The organism is Salegentibacter mishustinae (assembly GCF_002900095.1).
Taxonomy (GTDB): domain Bacteria; phylum Bacteroidota; class Bacteroidia; order Flavobacteriales; family Flavobacteriaceae; genus Salegentibacter; species Salegentibacter mishustinae.
Genome location: NZ_LLKN01000002.1, coordinates 660829 through 678311, shown reverse-complemented (window position 1 = coordinate 678311; position 17483 = coordinate 660829). Strand labels below are relative to the sequence as shown.

At 38.0% G+C, this 17483-nt stretch carries 19 protein-coding genes; 1 reads left to right on the top strand and 18 read right to left on the bottom strand.

Features of this window, described 5'->3' with window-relative positions; translation table 11 throughout:
• Positions 1-18 precede the first annotated feature (18 nt).
• Positions 19-531: an acyl-CoA thioesterase gene (locus APB85_RS05925; protein WP_057482416.1), complete on the top strand. Its 513-nt coding sequence runs from the start codon at positions 19-21 to the stop codon at positions 529-531.
• On the opposite strand, the gene APB85_RS05920 is transcribed toward APB85_RS05925, so the two are convergent.
• From APB85_RS05920 to porW, 18 genes are all read right to left on the bottom strand, one after another.
• Positions 528-1166 carry a hypothetical protein gene (locus APB85_RS05920; protein ID WP_057482415.1) on the bottom strand — a complete coding sequence of 213 codons (639 nt, stop codon included), beginning with the start codon at positions 1164-1166 and terminating at the stop codon, positions 528-530. The genes APB85_RS05925 and APB85_RS05920 overlap by 4 nt on opposite strands.
• On the bottom strand, positions 1150-1851 hold the full coding sequence (locus APB85_RS05915) for a carboxypeptidase-like regulatory domain-containing protein (RefSeq protein WP_057482414.1): 702 nt from the start codon (positions 1849-1851) through the stop codon (positions 1150-1152). The genes APB85_RS05920 and APB85_RS05915 overlap by 17 nt, the downstream gene beginning before the upstream one ends.
• Before the next feature lie 62 nt (positions 1852-1913).
• The gene (locus APB85_RS05910; RefSeq protein ID WP_057482413.1) at positions 1914-3137 is read right to left on the bottom strand and encodes a murein hydrolase activator EnvC family protein; all 1224 of its coding nucleotides are present in this window, start codon (positions 3135-3137) and stop codon (positions 1914-1916) included.
• Positions 3137-3907: a DUF4292 domain-containing protein gene (locus APB85_RS05905; protein ID WP_057482412.1), complete on the bottom strand. Its 771-nt coding sequence runs from the start codon at positions 3905-3907 to the stop codon at positions 3137-3139. The genes APB85_RS05910 and APB85_RS05905 overlap by 1 nt, the downstream gene beginning before the upstream one ends.
• Positions 3908-5284, bottom strand: a complete 1377-nt coding sequence (locus tag APB85_RS05900; RefSeq protein ID WP_057482411.1) for a tetratricopeptide repeat protein — start codon at positions 5282-5284, stop codon at positions 3908-3910.
• Positions 5285-5449: 165 nt separating this feature from the next.
• Positions 5450-6466: a sugar phosphate nucleotidyltransferase gene (locus APB85_RS05895; protein WP_057482410.1), complete on the bottom strand. Its 1017-nt coding sequence runs from the start codon at positions 6464-6466 to the stop codon at positions 5450-5452.
• An 89-nt stretch (positions 6467-6555) separates the two neighbouring features.
• On the bottom strand, positions 6556-6990 hold the full coding sequence (dut, locus tag APB85_RS05890) for a dUTP diphosphatase (RefSeq protein WP_057482409.1): 435 nt from the start codon (positions 6988-6990) through the stop codon (positions 6556-6558).
• Between the two features lie 2 nt (positions 6991-6992).
• Positions 6993-8444: an oligosaccharide flippase family protein gene (locus APB85_RS05885; RefSeq protein WP_057482408.1), complete on the bottom strand. Its 1452-nt coding sequence runs from the start codon at positions 8442-8444 to the stop codon at positions 6993-6995.
• A 25-nt stretch (positions 8445-8469) separates the two neighbouring features.
• Entirely contained in the window at positions 8470-8913 is a 444-nt protein-coding gene (locus APB85_RS05880; RefSeq protein ID WP_057482718.1) for a hypothetical protein, read from the bottom strand.
• A 114-nt stretch (positions 8914-9027) separates the two neighbouring features.
• Positions 9028-9888: an ATP synthase F1 subunit gamma gene (gene atpG, locus APB85_RS05875; RefSeq protein WP_057482407.1), complete on the bottom strand. Its 861-nt coding sequence runs from the start codon at positions 9886-9888 to the stop codon at positions 9028-9030.
• Positions 9889-10006: 118 nt separating this feature from the next.
• Positions 10007-11587: a F0F1 ATP synthase subunit alpha gene (gene atpA, locus APB85_RS05870; RefSeq protein ID WP_057482406.1), complete on the bottom strand. Its 1581-nt coding sequence runs from the start codon at positions 11585-11587 to the stop codon at positions 10007-10009.
• A gap of 74 nt (positions 11588-11661) precedes the next feature.
• Positions 11662-12216: an ATP synthase F1 subunit delta gene (gene atpH, locus APB85_RS05865; RefSeq protein WP_057482405.1), complete on the bottom strand. Its 555-nt coding sequence runs from the start codon at positions 12214-12216 to the stop codon at positions 11662-11664.
• Positions 12217-12222: 6 nt separating this feature from the next.
• Positions 12223-12717 (bottom strand): F0F1 ATP synthase subunit B, encoded by a 495-nt coding sequence (locus APB85_RS05860; RefSeq protein ID WP_057482404.1) that lies wholly within the window; start codon positions 12715-12717, stop codon positions 12223-12225.
• 91 nt (positions 12718-12808) lie between these two features.
• Complete coding sequence (gene atpE / locus APB85_RS05855; protein WP_057482403.1) at positions 12809-13039, bottom strand: ATP synthase F0 subunit C; 231 nt, start codon at positions 13037-13039, stop codon at positions 12809-12811.
• A gap of 23 nt (positions 13040-13062) precedes the next feature.
• Positions 13063-14154, bottom strand: a complete 1092-nt coding sequence (gene atpB, locus APB85_RS05850; protein WP_057482402.1) for a F0F1 ATP synthase subunit A — start codon at positions 14152-14154, stop codon at positions 13063-13065.
• Between the two features lie 134 nt (positions 14155-14288).
• Complete coding sequence (locus APB85_RS05845) at positions 14289-14672, bottom strand: hypothetical protein (RefSeq protein WP_057482401.1); 384 nt, start codon at positions 14670-14672, stop codon at positions 14289-14291.
• Positions 14662-14892 (bottom strand): AtpZ/AtpI family protein, encoded by a 231-nt coding sequence (locus APB85_RS05840; protein WP_057482400.1) that lies wholly within the window; start codon positions 14890-14892, stop codon positions 14662-14664. The genes APB85_RS05845 and APB85_RS05840 overlap by 11 nt, the downstream gene beginning before the upstream one ends.
• A gap of 19 nt (positions 14893-14911) precedes the next feature.
• Positions 14912-17422 (bottom strand): type IX secretion system periplasmic lipoprotein PorW/SprE, encoded by a 2511-nt coding sequence (gene porW, locus APB85_RS05835; RefSeq protein ID WP_057482717.1) that lies wholly within the window; start codon positions 17420-17422, stop codon positions 14912-14914.
• Positions 17423-17483: the final 61 nt, after the last annotated feature.

The following is a 17483-nucleotide window of genomic DNA, read 5'->3' as shown; positions in this document are numbered from 1 at the left end:
TTGCCAAAAATTGGCAAAATGCAGGCAAAACACCCAGAAGAATCCAGAACTACTTTAACCGACTTGGTTTTACCCAGTGAAACCAATCCCCTAAACAATCTATTTGGTGGTGAGTTACTTGCCAGGATGGATCGTGCTGCCAGCATTGCTGCAAGAAGGCACAGTCGCCGTATTGTGGTTACCGCATCGGTAAACCATGTAGCGTTTAATAAAGCTGTTCCTTTGGGAAGTGTGGTAACGGTAGAAGCTGCAGTTTCCAGGGCTTTTAAATCTTCTATGGAGATCTTTATTGATGTTTGGGTGGAAGATCGCGAAAGCGGAAACCGCTCTAAGGCCAATGAAGCCATCTATACGTTTGTAGCCGTAGACGAAACGGGTTCTCCTGTTGCCGTTCCTCCTTTAGATCCCGAAACAGAGCTGGAAAAAGAGCGCTATGAAGCAGCTTTAAGAAGAAAGCAACTTAGCTTGGTACTTGCAGGAAAAATGAAGCCAAATGAAGCTACAGAACTCAAAGCTTTATTTGAGAGTTAGCCATTCGGGTTTTGTAGATGAAGCCTCACCCCAAAGCCAAGCAGCAACAAACTTTGCTTATTGAAATAATCGTCGAGAGTTGGCGGAGTATCAATGTCCATTCTGTCCCAGCGCAATGTAGCTTTGATGAAAATCGCGGCGGTTTTATCAAACCGATATCCTATCTCGCTTCGCAAAATTAAACTGTTCCCATCTTCGACAAAACGAGAATCCGGGGCTCGGTTTACATTATTAACCTCCCCAAAACCGGCCAGGGTATGTAAGTTCCATTCTTTATTAAAAGCGTGATAATAACCAAGATGAAGTCCCAAATAATGACTGGTAATACCTTTCACTGCTCCGGTATTATTGATGTCCTCTCCTTTTAAATTTCCACCCATAAGGCTATATTCTCCACCAATTGTCAAGAATGGTAATACAAACCAATTAAAATCCAGGCCAAAACCTAATTGAGAATAGTTCTCCCAACTGGAATTATTTACACTATAACCTCTAAAAAATTCTCCGACAAAAAATACGGTTTCAGGATCTGTAGCTACATATTGATTTAGATGTGGTTCGGGGATACTATCTTGCGCAGTTAGCGAAAGCGGAAATAGAATAGCGAATAGAAAAAGTTTAAAAGTTGAACTCATACACGGAATTTTCAGGAGTTATTTCAACATTTATTGTATCGTAAACCGCTTCAGCACTAAATTTATATTTAAACTGAAGATCGCTGTTTTCTATAGTTTTAGCTGAAATTGTCATTTCATCTTCTCCTGGCAATATTTTGTTCCAGTATTCGCTCTCCCCCTGAAACCGGAGGGGATTATCAAATGAATCTTCCTGAATTTTTCTGTATATTTCAGTAGAAGAATAAGAAAATTCAAAAAATAAAGTATCGTTTCTGGCCGAAGTATTATTGAGCTTAACTTGAAATTCCAGAATTTTAGGTAGTTGTATATTTGTCAATTCAAAGGAATTTCCTCTCGAGCCAATAGTATCTAAATAGTGAATAGTACTAAATTCTTCCCTGTAATCCTGATGATTTGGATGGTTTATACTTACCCCATAAAAACTATTATCGGTATCTAAACTTACAAAAGAAAATTCCCCGGATGCATCTGTAGAACTTTCTCCAAGCATTTGGGCTGGCCTTGCCCATAGTCTATCGTATTCTGCGCCCGATGCGATTACACTTATATTTTCTATCGGTGTATTTTCAGCATTTAGAATATTTCCCGATATCAGCATTCTCTTACTGCCAACCACTCCTACGTTGTGCTGGACGCAACCGGTAAAAACAATAAATATTAGAAGTAGTAATTCTTTTTTCATAGGCAAATAACCAGGTTTATACTATTAAGATGCAAAAAAACGATAAAGGTTGCGTGGAGAAACTACATTTCCAGAATCCAATCTGCCGGATCCATCTTTTGCATATTCTTATAGATCAAAAAGTGCAAAGTAGTTTTTCCTGAGGTGCGGCTGGTCGCCACAGCACCAAGCTCCTGCCCTGTACTTACTACATCTCCTCTTTTCACATAAACTTTTTCAAGGTTATCGTATATGGTAATATAATCTCCGTGCCTTACCATAACCGCTTTATTAGCTCCTTTTAGCACCTGAACTTCACTCACAGTACCATTAAAAACAGCGCGCGCTTTTCCACCAGAATCGGTATCGATATTTACCCCGTTGTTATTTATGCTAATAGATTTCACCACCGGGTGGGGCTGCCTACCAAAACGGGAAGTAACCACGCCAGAACGCACCGGCCAGGGCAAACGGCCTTTATTTTTTACAAAATCTGCTGCGAGAGCTTTTGCAGCGGGAGTTAATTCATAAACATTTCTTTCGGTAGAGCCGCTTTCTTCGTTAGATTTCGCAATAGATTCACGAATCATTTTCTCAATTTGAGCGTCAATTTTATTGATCTCCTGTTGTTTTTGCCTAATCTGTGCAGCGAATTCACCTTCTTTACTTCTAATATTCTGCATCAAATCCTGCTGCGCTTTTTTGTTCTTTTCCAGTTGAGTTCTGGTTTGCCTGTTTTCGGCAATAAGCGCATCCTTAGCTTCTTTTTGATCGGCTAAATCGGCATTGAGTTCCTGCAGCTCTTCAGTTCTCACTTTAATTTCATCTCCTTGCTGCTTGCGGTAATTGGTATACTGTTTCATATACTGCAGCCGTTTATAAGCCTGCAAAAAGTTCTCGGAAGACAATAGAAACATTATCCTACTCTGCGAAGATTTGCTTTTGTAAGATTTCTCGATCATCCTTGCATAATCTTGTTTAAGCTGCTCCAGTTCTTCCCTAAGCCTGGAAATTTTATTGGTATTCGCGTTTATTTGATTGGTTAGAAGATTGGCCTGTTGGTTGGTTACTTTTATTAAATTTTCTGTACTTCTTATTTGTTGATCCAGGTCTTCTACCTGACTTAAAACCGAACGCTCCTTTTGTTTATTACTGCTTCTTAGCTCATTTATTCTACGGATCTCATTCCGAAGTTCTACCCGCTTTTTCTCAAGGCTTTCTCGAGTTGTTTGAGCTGACAAATTTCCCGCGGAAAGCAGTAAGAATATAAAACAGTATAATAATCCAGAAAACTTCTTAATCTTCATTATAAACTAATTTCTTCATAACCTGATGGGATATCAAATGGGAAGCTGAGATCTCCCCTGTCAAATTCCAGTGAACGATAGGTAAGTTCAATTTTCGTGCTGCTTCCGGCCTCATTGGCAATAATACTTATTTCTTCCGGAAAAATCTTTCCTTCCACTTCCTGGTAATCAGAATAAGTTACGGTCACACTTTTATTTTCTTCTGTTTGTGCCAGCTGCTGGGCAGAGGTTTTGAAGTTTTTAGGATTCAAAAGGAACATTTTTCTTATTAATCCACCATTTGAAGGCATAAATTGAAAGCCTTTTGCGGTTTGGGAAAATTCAAACTCCTCTTCCCTAAGATCATAAATTGCCTGACCTATGAGTAAATTCTGAAGTTTCTGGAAATCTAATGGAGTGCCTAAAAGATCACTTAGCAGTCGAAAATCTCCGTCAAAATAAGTTTGACTTACCTTTTCGTAATAACTTACCCGAGAAGGCGTGATGTAGGCTTTGGCAACTGGAAATCCCAGTACCGAAGCGCTCATCCAAATCGCTTTATCCTTCTCCATTCTAAAACTCAAATTAACCGATTGCGTACGGTCTTCGTTTTGATAAACCGTTTTTAACTTACCGGTAAGTGTGGTAAAGCTGGTTTCAGAATTATAGTGACTTTCTATAATGTTTGCGGCTTCAGCATTTTTAGTAGCAATTCCTTTTACTCCCTTCCGGCTTCCACAGGAAACGATAAAAAGGCTTAATAACACTACTCCTAAAATCTTTCTATACATCTATTCTATTTCTTTTATTAAAGCTTCGACCTTACGCGAAAATTCAGCCGATTTTTCTTCTTCTCCAAGTTCTTTGTAGGCCATTTTTAATTGTGTGTAAAAATCAATTTCCATCCTTGGGTTATCAATCAAGTAATCCAGACCAAATGTAAGTATTTCTATAGCTTCACGATACTCCTTCAATTGGTTTAGTGCAATGCCCTGTAACAAAAACAAAACAGGCTGCGCCGGAAATACCTCTAGCATTTCCTTACTCAAATCCCGGGCCTCTTTATACTTTTCTAACTCTAATTGAAGAAAAATAGTATTTTTTACCAACTGAAAATCATCAGTATTTTCCGCCAGCCCGGCCTTAAAGAAATTTAACGCATCTTCCAGTTCCCCACGTTTCATATAATACTGACCTAATTGGCTGTAGAGTTTTGGAGCATTTTCACGTTCGCTAAGCATTTTGCTTACCTGCATTAGATCTTCTTCATATTCGGGATTGTTATCTACAAAAATCAGAAAATCATTAAGCACTTTAAATTTTGATTCGGCATCAATTTCTTCGCTTTCAAAAACAATTTTCATTGAATTAACAGCCTCTTCCGGTTCTTCTCTTTCAAGGTGAAATTTATACAGTGCCAGGTGCACTAAGGTAGATCCGGGATTAGCTTCCAGCAATTGTAAAGCGGTATTATAAGCCTGTTCGTCATCTCCCATATCGCTATAGATATAAATGAGATTGAGATAATTCTTTTCGTTTTCAGGATTATTAGCGATTCCCTGTTCCAGGTTCTCTATTTGTGCGGCGGTGTCGCCGGTGCGGGCGTAGATTTGCCTTCGTAATTTATTTCGGTAAGTACTGGGCCCTTCATGCTCGTCCAGTTCATCTATAGTTTGGAGCGCCTCATCAAATTGCCGGTTTAACAGGTAAATATTGGCAAGCTTTTCTTTATAGTCTTCATCAAAACTCAGTAATTTCAATAAGGTTTCGATAGCATTATCATATTGCTTTGCCCTTGTATAGGTCTTATAAAGTTGATCTAGAACATCTTCCCTTTTAGGCGCTAATTGGTGAGCCTTTTCAAGATTTGCAATCGCCCTGTCATAATTCTCTAACTCACTGTAATTTCTGGCCATTTCAAAATATACCACCGGATTATTTGGTTCCAGTCTTTGGCATTCTTCTAATGCAAGTATGGCTTTTTCGTAATTCTCAATACCCTTTTGTTTTAAGGCCTCAAAGAATTGCTCCTGAAATTCGTCGGTTACATTCCCAAGGTCATCCTGATTTACATCTTCAAGCACCACTTCCTTTTCCTGGGCAAAACTTCCCTGAAATGAAAACAAGGCTCCTGAAAGCATAGCAATAATGAAGAAGTACTTTTTCATAATTTTCAGGATAAAATTAAAATAAAGAGGTTGTTTGAAAAATTTTTATGATCGACCTCCTGAATTTAGTTCAGGAACTAATTTATTGTTATTCAAAACATGTTAGAAGCTGAAACCAGTTCAGCTTGACGAAATCCGATTCTTCAAACAACCTCTTAAATAAGCTTATTCTAAAGTTGAATAATCACCAATACTAATTTGGGTAAAGTTCCCGTCAAATTTCGCAAAATTCCCTATCATCGCGTTATCCAGTTTTGCATTTCTCACTTCAGCAAAAGTTTGAATTAAGCTATTCTTCACTTCAGCATCAGTAATTTTAGTCCCATCGCCTACTGAAACATTAGGTCCTATTTTAGCATTTACCAGCTCTACATTTTCACCAATATAACAAGGTTCGGTAATTTCAGAATTAGTGATCTTCACAGAATCTGAAATCAATTTTTCACCATCCTGGTGCAGAAAATTCAGCATTCTGCCATTGGTTTCTACGGTTACATTTTTGTTTCCGCAATCCATCCATTCGTCTACGGTTCCGGTTTTAAAGATCCTGTCTTCAGCCATCATTTTCTTAATACCATCATTAATCTGGTATTCGCCACCATGCATCAGGTTTTCATCAAGCACTTCTTCCAGCTTCTCTTTTAAAACTGCAATATCTTTAAAATAGTAAATACCAATTACGGCCTGGTCACTTACAAATTCTTTTGGCTTTTCAACCAATTCTATAATCTCGTTCTTTTCGTTAAGGTTTACCACCCCAAAAGCTTCGGGATTCGCTACTTTTTTAGTCCAAATCACCGCATCGGCCTCCTTGTCAAGTTTAAAATCAGCTTTTATCAAGGTGTCAGCATAAGCTACAACTGCCGGGCCAGAAAGGGATTCCTTCGCACTCATAATAGCGTGACCGGTCCCTAAAGGTTGATCCTGGCGGTAAATAGAGGCTTTTGCATTTAAGCTTTTTGCCAGGCCTTCTAAACTTTCTACGATATCGTCTCCAAAGAAAGCAGGATCGCCCAAAATAAAAGCGATCTCGTCTATTGGTTGGTCAAGAACCTTTGCAATATCTTCTACCAAACGATGCACGATTGGCTTTCCAGCTACGGGAATTAAAGGTTTTGGCACTGTTAACGTATGAGGACGAAGTCGTGAACCACGACCCGCCATGGGAACTATAATCTTCATTTATTTAGTTTTTGTGATCTTCAATCCTTGAAAATCGATATTCATATTAATTTTCCGCACAACCGGCATTCACCGATTAAATTATATTTTTATTTGTTTCCTGTGCTTCCGAAGCCACCTGCACCACGAGTGGTTTCTTCTAGCGTATCGACTTCTTCCCAGGAAATATGTTCGTGTTTAGCAATCACCATTTGAGCAACACGTTTGCCATTTTCTATAGTGAATTCTTCATTAGATAAGTTCACCAAAATCACCCCTATTTCTCCACGGTAATCGGCATCTATGGTGCCGGGTGCGTTTAACACGGTGATTCCTTTTTTGGCGGCCAGGCCACTTCTTGGTCTCACCTGAGCTTCGTAACCTACCGGAAGCTCAATAAAAAGTCCGGTTTTAACGATAGTTCTCTCTAATGGTTTTAACGTAACAGCTTCAGAAATATTGGCTCTAAGGTCCATTCCTGCTGAAGCTTCAGTTTCGTAATGCGGCAGTTTGTGTGCCGATTTATTGATGATCTTTACTTGCATAGTTAAGATTGTAATATTTTAATAAGTTGTTTTCTTTCCGAAACATATACGGTTCCGAGAAAGACTATTAATAAGCTAATTCCAACGAAATAATTTCCGCGAAAAACGTAAAAGGAAAATACCGAAAATAAGACGGAAAGTACTAAATAGCCGCCTATTTTTTTAAGGTTATATGGAATGGGATAATATTTTCTTCCGTAGAAATATGAAAGCAGCATCATCACCCCGTAAGCTACCAAAGTTGCAATGGCAGAACCGGTGTAGCTTATATACGGAATTAAGATAATATTGAGCGTCAGGGTAAATAAAGCTCCCACTACAGAAATATAGCCGCCAAAACGGGTACGATCTGTAATCTTATACCAAACGGAGAGATTGTGATATATCCCGAGGAACAGGTTTGCAAGTAGAATAAGCGGTACAATATGCATTGCATCCCAATACGTACTATTTTGAATTAAAAGTTCTTTTAAGATATCTATAAAAACGATCACGGCCACAAGTATAAAACTTCCAAAAACTACAAAGTATTTAGTGATTACTGCATAGGTTTCCGGGGCATTTTTATTTTCAGCGTGGCTAAAGAAAAAAGGTTCTATTCCCAATCTAAATGCCGTGGCAAAAAGAGTCATGAATAAGGCTAACTTATAACAAGCTGCATAAGCACCAATCTCGGCCCGGGCTATATCCTGCGGAAGCAAATAATCTAACATTATCCTATCAAAAACTTCGTTTACCGAAAAAGCAAGTCCTGCGATTAATACCGGAAAAGCATAAGACAACATAGATTTCCATAATTTGGTATTAAAGCTGAAATCTATTTTAAAATAGAAAGGAAGCATCATTAACAGCGTAGCAGCGCTGGCCACCAGGTTGGAAATAAAGATATAGCTGATCTCAAAATCTGGAATATAAATACTTTGAAAAACTGAATCCTCTACTGCCAAATCTTTTAAAAACAGTAAAAAGAAAATATTGAGGCCTAGGTTGATGCAAACATTTATAATTTTAATTATTGCAAACCGCATAGGTTTTTCAGCTGCTCGAAGCCAGGTAAACGGGATGATCACGAGGGCGTCCAATAATAGAATCCAGATCACCAGTTGAATATATTTCACCGGTATATTTGCCATTTCAGCAATAAAATCCTGTGCTAAAAAAGCTGCTGTAAAAAACAGTATAGACGTTGCTACAATTGACCAACCGGAAGTACTTAGCACTTCCTTACTATTCTTCATTTTATTGTAAAACCTAAAAAAAGCGGTTTCCATCCCATAAGCAAGGATCACATTGAAAAATACAAAATAGGCGAAGATTATAGAAACTTCGCCATATTCTTCTTTCGGTAGAACATGAGTATATAGCGGCACCATAATCACATTCAGCATACGCGGCAACACTGTGGCGAGGCCGTAAACAAAAGTTTGCTGAAATAGTTTTTTAAAGGTACCCAATCGAAGGATAAATTAGATTTTGAGCTTAGTTCTGCGCTTCTATTCCCGTTAGCTTATAATATTTAGTTTTATTATTTTGAGAAAACACGAGAATAGCTTCTTCGTCTTCAAGCTCAAAGGGCATTTCTTCCGTTTTTTGTGGCACCCTATTTTTGTTTTCTTCAGTAGGATCGGAACTCATCACATCCATTCCACCTGCAGTGCTGAAATTGGCAGTAAAGAGATTAGTTTGTTCTTTATCCTGAACCAATGGAGATTTCATTCCTCTAAAATAAACACTATCCATACTTACCCGATTATCCTGAATAACCGCCACAGGAATGTGGAGATCTAACCCATTTTCACCCTGTGTATAATAAATATCCTGAAACTGTGCGGGAGCACGTTCCTGTAATTCCTTATTGCTGCCGCAGCCTGTAATTAAGATTAGAGCGAATATACTGCTGAATAAAAATAGTAGTTTCTTCATAGTAGAAAGTTTGTTGTTTAAAAGTACAAAAACAAAACGCATACCAAATAAAAAACCCGTAGTTAACTTACGGGTTTTTAGAACGGAATTACTTCCGGAATATTATTTTTTGGTTTATCCATTCAATGCCTCGGCACCACCAACGATTTCAAGAATTTCGTTGGTAATAGAAGCCTGTCTGGCTTTGTTGTAAGACAACTTAAGATCGTCACGAAGTTCTTTTGCGTTATCGGTTGCTTTGTGCATCGCCGTCATACGGGCACCGTGCTCTGAAGCGAAAGAATCTCTTAATGCTTTAAACAATTGCATTTTTAGAGATTTAGGAATAAGCTCTTTTACAATCTCGATCTTTGAAGGTTCAAAAAGGTAATCGAGTTGCTTTTCTTCTTCCGTTTCAAATTGTTCTATAGGCAAGAATTGTTCGTGCTGTACAATTTGTGTAGCTGCATTCTTAAACTGGTTGTACACCAATACGATCTTGTCGTACTTTTCGTCTAAAAACAGCTGCATTAATTCTTCTGCAATTTCTGATACGTTTTCAAAAGAAAGGTCGTCGTAAATTGCATTGTTATTCTTATAAACCTCGTAGTCCTTTTTAAGAACATCATTGGCTTTTTTACCAAGTGTGTAAAGATCTATCTTTTTAGAATCGTAATCGTTCTTAGCTTTATACTTAACGGCCTTTACAATATTGGTATTAAAAGCACCCGCCAAGCCCTTATTAGAAGATATAGCCACCATCAACACGTTTTTCACTTCGCGTTCTTCGGCGTATTTGCTACTGGTATCATCATCAAGGGTTGCACTTAAATCCTGTAACAGCTGGGTTAATTTTTCAGAATAAGGTCTCATTTGCGTGATCGCATCCTGAGCCCTGCTCAACTTTGCTGCCGACACCATTTTCATGGCGCTGGTAATCTGCATCGTTGATGATACCGAAGTAATCCTGCTACGTAATTCTTTTAAGTTTGCCATTTTATTTAGTATTGAGTATCGAGTATTTAGATTTTAGACAAATACTCGATACCTATAATTTATTTAAAGTTTAAATATGAACTTAAGTTTCTAACTGCTCTAAGCTCAATACTCAATACTATTTTTTATACTTAGCTGAAAGCTCTTTCGCAACTGAAACCAAGGTATCTGTAACCTCGTCGGTTAATTTACCGGCTTTTAGCGTATCTAGCATATCTCTATGCTTAGCGTTAAGATATTCCAGGTAGTCTTTTTCAAATTCCTTCACTTTCTCTACCGGCACATCTTTTAGCAAGTTCTTAGAACCTGCATAAATAATTGCGATCTGGTCTTCTACCGGGTAAGGATCATTTTCAGCCTGCTTAAGGATTTCCACGTTACGCTTACCCTTTTGAATAACTCTTAAAGTAGTAGGATCAAGATCTGAACCGAACTTAGCAAAGGCTTCAAGTTCACGATATTGTGCCTGGTCTAATTTTAAAGTACCGGCAACTTTCTTCATCGACTTAATTTGCGCCGAACCACCTACACGAGATACAGAAATACCAACATCAATTGCAGGACGAACCCCAGAGTTAAATAAATCTGAAGTTAAGAAAATCTGACCATCGGTAATCGAAATTACGTTGGTTGGGATATATGCTGAAACGTCTCCTGCCTGTGTTTCAATAATTGGAAGTGCGGTTAAAGAACCTCCTCCTTTGATTTTTCCTTTAAGAGAATCAGGAAGATCGTTCATATTCTGTGCAATATCGTTATCATCAATAACTTTTGCAGCACGCTCTAATAATCTTGAGTGCAAGAAGAAAACATCTCCAGGGTAAGCTTCACGTCCCGGTGGGCGACGTAAAAGCAAAGATACCTCACGGTATGCAACGGCTTGTTTAGAAAGGTCATCATAGATAATCAAAGCAGGACGACCAGTATCTCTAAAGTACTCACCAATAGCAGCACCTGCAAAAGGGGCATAAACCTGCATAGGAGCAGGATCTGAAGCGTTTGCAGCTACAATGGTAGTATATTCCATTGCACCTTTATCTTCAAGTACTTTTGCAATACCTGCTACAGTTGAAGCTTTTTGCCCAATTGCAACATATATACAGTGTACAGGTTCCCCTGCATCGTAAAATTCTTTTTGGTTAAGAATGGTGTCAATACAAACGGTAGTTTTACCGGTCTGACGGTCACCAATCACAAGCTCACGCTGCCCTCTACCTACAGGTACCATCGCATCAATAGATTTGATTCCTGTTTGCATTGGTTCACTTACCGGCTGACGGTAAATTACACCAGGCGCCTTACGCTCTAATGGCATCTGAAAAGTTTCCCCTTCAATATCACCTTTACCATCTATAGGATTTCCTAAAGTATCTACTACACGACCAACAATTCCTTCACCTACGTTGATAGAAGCAATTCTTTCGGTTCTTTTTACTACAGATCCTTCTCTAACATCTTTAGAAGGTCCTAATAATACGATACCTACATTGTCTTCCTCAAGGTTTAAAACCATTCCTTCAAGGCCGCTTTCAAACTGAACCAATTCCCCGTATTGTGCGTTTGCCAAACCGTAAACGTTAGCGATACCATCACCAACAGTAAGTACAGTTCCCACCTCGTCTAAAGAGGCTCCACTTTCAAAACCTGATAATTGTTTCTTTAATATTGCTGATACTTCAGCAGGATTTACTTCTGCCATAATTATTTAAGATAAAATGCCACGATAATTGCGTGACGGTTTTTATTAACTTTTTGCAAGCCCATTATGGGCATTTATATAGATGAAATATATGAGTTTGTCTTCAACTCCCTTTTTAGCCTATTAAGGTTTCGGGATACGCTGGCATCATATTGCAGATCTCCAACTCTTAAAACAAAACCTCCTATAATATCTTTATTGACAACATTTTTAATCTTCGCACCGGTCCCAGTTAATTCCTTAACCTTAGCTAAAATCTTTTCTTCAAGCTCTGCAGTTAAAGGAACTGCTGAAGTTACTACAGCTTCCTGAGAACGATTCATTGTATTGTAACGAACAATATAATTTTTCGCTACTAAATCAAGAATATTAATTCTTCCGTTTTCAACGAGCACATCAAAAGCTCCCTGGGTAATTTCTCCAGCATCTTTAAAAATCTCTTTTAAACTGGCTTTTTTAACCGTTGAATTTACAACCGGACTTTTAAGCATATCCGAAAGATCTTCACTTTTTGCGATAGTTTGAGAAATCTGTTGCATATCAGTAAAAACGATATCTGCAGTGTTTTTCTCTTTTGCCAAGTCTAAAATTGCTTTGGCGTAACGTTGTGCTGCCCTGGTTCCTTTCATTACTTCTTAGTTTAAGGTAGCATCGTTCAACATCTTATCAATCATCTGATGTTGCTTCTCCTCGGTAGACAATTCTTTTCCAATTACTTTTTCAGCAATTTCTATAGAAAGTGTAGCTACCTGATTTTTAATATCGGCCATAGCTGCACGCTTCTCCATTTCAATGCTTTCTTTAGCCTTAGCTACGATATTACCGGCCTTTTTCTGCGCATCACCTTCAGCTTCAGAAATCATCTTTTCTTTTAACTGACGTGCTTCTTTAAGGATCTCATCCCTTTCAGCACGAGCTTCCTGTAACAACTTTTCGTTATCTGCCTTTAGATTTTGCATCTCTTTACGTGCATCTTCAGCAGAAGCAAGAGCTTCATTAATAGACTCTTCACGAGTTCTTACCGCACCAAGAATTGGCTTCCAGGCGAATTTGGCAAGAATAAGCATCAGCACTAAAAATACGATGGTTTGCCAAAAAATCAGACCAACTTCCGGAGTAATTAAATCCATAATTCTTTATTTATATAATACCTGTTAACATCATTTTTTAAAAAGCCCATTCGCAACCAACCGTTACGAATGGGTTTTTGAAATCTTAGGACTAAGCCGGTGTAGTAAGCACCCCTAGCAACGCAGCTACAACTCCAAAAAGGGCAACACCCTCTACAAGTGCAGCAGCAATAATCATTGCAGTCTGGATTTTTCCAGAAGCTTCCGGTTGACGGGCAATAGCGTCCATTGCTGAACCACCAATTTTACCAACGCCAATAGCGGCTCCAACAACTGCTAATCCAGCTCCTAAAGCTGCAAGTCCAATGTGTAAATACTCCATAGTATAAAAATTAAAAATTAAAATTAATGATGTTCATGTTCCGCAACTGCCATCCCGATAAACAGGGCAGACAGCATTGTAAAAATAAACGCTTGTAGGAATGCTACTAACAATTCCAATATTGTAATAAAAAGGGCAAAAGGAACCGAAATCCAGGCAACTCCAGCACTTTCCAGTATAAATATCAATCCTATTAAACTCAATATAATAATGTGACCCGCGGTAATGTTAGCAAATAAACGAATCATAAGCGCAACCGGTTTAATTACTAAACCAATCACCTCCACCACCATCAAAATTGGCTTTACGAATGTTGGAATTCCAGGCATCCACAAGGTATGCTTCCAAAACTCCTTATTTCCGTTTATCAATATTAAAGCAAGCGTAAATAAACCTAAAGAAACGGTAACCGCAATATTACCCGTTACGTTTGCAGCACCCGGCAACAAACCTAAAAGGTTAGTGATCCAGATAAAGAAAAACACTGTTAATAAAAACGGCATAAACTTCATATACTTCTTATCGCCAATTTGAGGTTTTGCGATCTCATCGCGAACAAAAAGCACTAAAGTCTCTAATATATTATTGAAACCAGCAGGAGCTTTTTTATTCTTTTTGTGGTGACCGGCTAAACCGAAGAAGAAGATCAACATTAAAATAACGGTTAAGAACATAGCAGCTACGTTCTTGGTTATAGAAAAATCCCAGGGTTTACTGGCATTTAACACGTTATGCTCTTCATCAAACTCAACAGTTTCAGCACCTGCGTCTAATTTGTAAATATCTTCGTGATAATTCACAAAACGCATCCCATCTTTTTCTACCACATGATGCCCTTCGGTATCGTGGTGAAATTCGCTAGACATGAAAGTAACAAAACCATCTTCCTCAGTAAATAGAATTACTGGAAGCGGTAAAGTAAACGAACTGTCTCCTTCACCAAAAAAATGCCACCCATGAGAATCACCAATATGGTGCATAATCATCTCGGTAGGATTAAATTCATCTTTATTTTCTTCTGCCTGAGAATCGTCCTTGGCAAAAGCGTTAAAAGGAAGTAAGGCTAAGGCTAGTGTAAACGTCACTATAATCTTTAAAGATTTATGTGCTATCATAGTACCTGTTCTGCTTAAAATTATGGGCTCTAAATTCGGGTGCAAAGGTATACTTTTAATTTTTATTTGAAAGCACCCCAACTAAAATTTTAGCAAAAGCGTTATTTTTATTATTATAACTGATAAACAGCATCTTAAGCTTTGTTTATTAGTTTCACTGCGTATAGGGTCTCAAAGATCAAATACAAAAAGTAGGGAATAAAAAAGGCAAGAATATTAGCAAACACTGCATTTATCTCGCTTAAGACTAAGGGAAGTAAAAAAATTACCGCTGCCACCATCTTAAATAAACTTAATCCCATAAAAGCAAAACCGGTATTCTCGGTAAAATTTCGATAAACAAAAACCAGGCTTAAATAAATAAGAAATGTAGCCAGGAAATGGAATAGATAAATACTAAAACTGCTATAATAGAATTCCATTTCTAAAACATAGCGCTGCAATAGAAACTGAATTAACCATAACAATAAAGTAAAAGGAAGCAATCGCTTTAGGAAAGCCAATAGATCATTTTTCATTTTTTTCGTCTTCTTCGCTCATTTTAATTACACTTCTATAAACCTGATAGAGCGCTATAAAAACCCCTAAAAGTGATAAGGAAATTGTAAATGCAGAATATTTATTCGGAAATTTCCCGTCTAACCAGATCCCTAATAAAACTCCGCCGGCAATAATGATTCCCATCTGGAAAGCAATATTCACAAAACCCAGGTATTTATTTAAATTATCGTTTTTCATAATTTAAGCTGAAAAAATCTTAATTGATCGGTTGCGGGTATTCCTCTAAATTCTTCTGAATTTGTACAATTCTATAATTTTCTGTTGAAATCTCGATAGGTTCTTTTTCAACTAAATAATCTTCATTTATTTCAAGCAACTCTGCAAAACCTCTCGCCCTATTAAGATTTTCAAGACCGTGCACCATCACAAAAACCACTTCCGGATCATAAACATCTATAGAAACCGAAAGATGATCGTAGTTAATTTCTGAAATCGCAGCTTCTATCTTTTCTTTTAAAGCTAAAGCCGGTTCCTCTTCTGAAACATCAAACTTATAAAGCAATTTATAATTTTGCTGAAGACTATCGGTATTAAATTCTAAACCACTTAACTGCGGAATTGTTTTATTTAAAATTTCCTGCGCTTTTTTTCCTTCCTGAGTTTGCGGATAGGTCAAAGCCACGTGATTCAATGCGCTTTTATAAGCTTCTAAACCTAAAAGTCTTCCGCTGGCCTGGGCTTTTAAAAGTTCCAGCTTAGGAACAATTGCATCTCCGGCGAATTCTGAACTATATCTATTGGTTTTTGCAATCACCTCCTTGAAATTTTGCGCTTCAAAATCACGATAAAGTTCAGCGTAAATTGCTTCAGGAGAATTCTCATCTTCCAGGATGCTTTCAGGGTTTAAAATATATGCTGCGTAGCGGGAATCTGGGTAATTCTCCAAAATTTCCTGCTTCATTTCTTCTGCCCTAAAACTTTGATTTGTAGTTTGATAAACCTGATATAGATTATACATAGAAGGCAAAATAAGGCGCTCATCTGAAGACATCTCTAAAACAGCTTCCAATCTATCCTGCGCCATTTTATATTCCCTGAAATTCTCTTTATAAATTATTCCCAGTTGATAATACGCAAAATCCCTGTCCCGGGTTATGGTATCTAAAACCGCTAAATCGGTCGGAATTTGATTTATATAAGTATAAGGATCAAGCCTTGGATCGTTATCTAAAACCTGTTGTGAAAGCCCGGCTTCTTCTGCAACGGCATCTTCGTTTTCAAAATTCACTTCTGCCCAACGCCAGTTATCGGCTAATGGCCTATTTCCCCACTGATTCAAGAATTCCTGTCTGCCCTGCTGAACTCTGGCTTCATTATAAAAATAAAAAGTACGCGCCGAATTTTGTTGTCCTGAACCTATTGCCGGCAGAGTTGCAGGTAATACAGCTTTAGCATCATCAGCTTCTAACTGGGCACGCAAACCGGATGTATAATCTTTAAAATAATCTAATTTTGCCGCAGGCGTCATTTGGCTTAAGCGTAATATGCTATCGTTTTTATAAGCTACGCCTTCATATTTTATAACGTCTTCTAAATTATCTCTTTTCTTCTTTATGGTTCTAAATTCTCTAAGTTTAGGATCCATCTCTGCCAGGGTACTGTCAAAATATTTACTTGCTAATACATAATTGCTTTGGTCGAAATTTATATCCGCGAGAATTTCATAATTGATAGAGCGTAGATAAACATCGCTGGCGGGCTCTCTCAGTGATTTTTTATAATAATCTATAGCAGTTTCGGTAGAGTCTAACCGATTATAATATTCTCCTATTTGGAAATAAATCTTGTCTAAAAATGGCCTGTTCTCACGGTCTTCTTCCAGTTCCCGAAGCATTTCCCGTAATTCATAATTATTACCCCGTCCCAGTTCAAAATTACGTGCCTTTTGAACGTAAGCATTAATCATATAAATCCTGGGAGATTTCCTGTTTAGCTCTATTACCTCGTCAAAAGCAGCATTAGCCGATGCAGTTTGCCCTAAGCGATTATAAAGTTGTCCCAGTATATAAAAATAGCGACCTTTTTCTTCATTTTCATCGGTAAACTCTGCAGCATTACTTAGCGGAACAACCGCACTGTCTAAATGTCGAAGATTGATATAAGCCTGGGCCATTGTAGCACTGGCATCGGCAATATCCTGTTCTTCAAGATAATCCAGATCCAGCACTTTTTTAAGATTATTGATGGCAAGTCGATTATTTTCGAGCCGCATATGCGTTTTTTCACGCCAAACACGGGCATGAATAATATTGTTACTGGCAGGATAACGTCTTAGGATATAATTAAAAGCTTCCAGGGCGGGAATAAAACGCTGATCGAAATACCGGGCTTTCCCCAGCAATAAATAAGCTTCATCTATTTGCGGGTTTCTTTCCTTTCCTTCTATCAGCATCGAGTGACGCTGAATCGCTTTTACCGCTTTTTCTTCGGCATAACCAAAATTTTGATTTCGAACACTATCGGGCAAAACGATGTTTTCATCAATTTGCATCCGTTCAATGGGTAGAATATCCCAGTAATTATCGGCGTAGTTTTGGTTAAGCTCTTCCTTTCCCTGTTCAAGGCCAAGATTGCCGTTATAGAGTGTATTATACTCTGTAGTAACCGCGTGCCAGTTTCGGTTTACAAAGGTGTTCTTTTTACGCGAACAGCCAGCGATGCTCCCCACCAGGAGCAATAGTAGAATAAGTTTGGTAATTATATTCAAAATTAACCGTTTCTCGATGGCTTTATAACTAAAAATCAGCTTATTTAGTGTGCAAAAATAC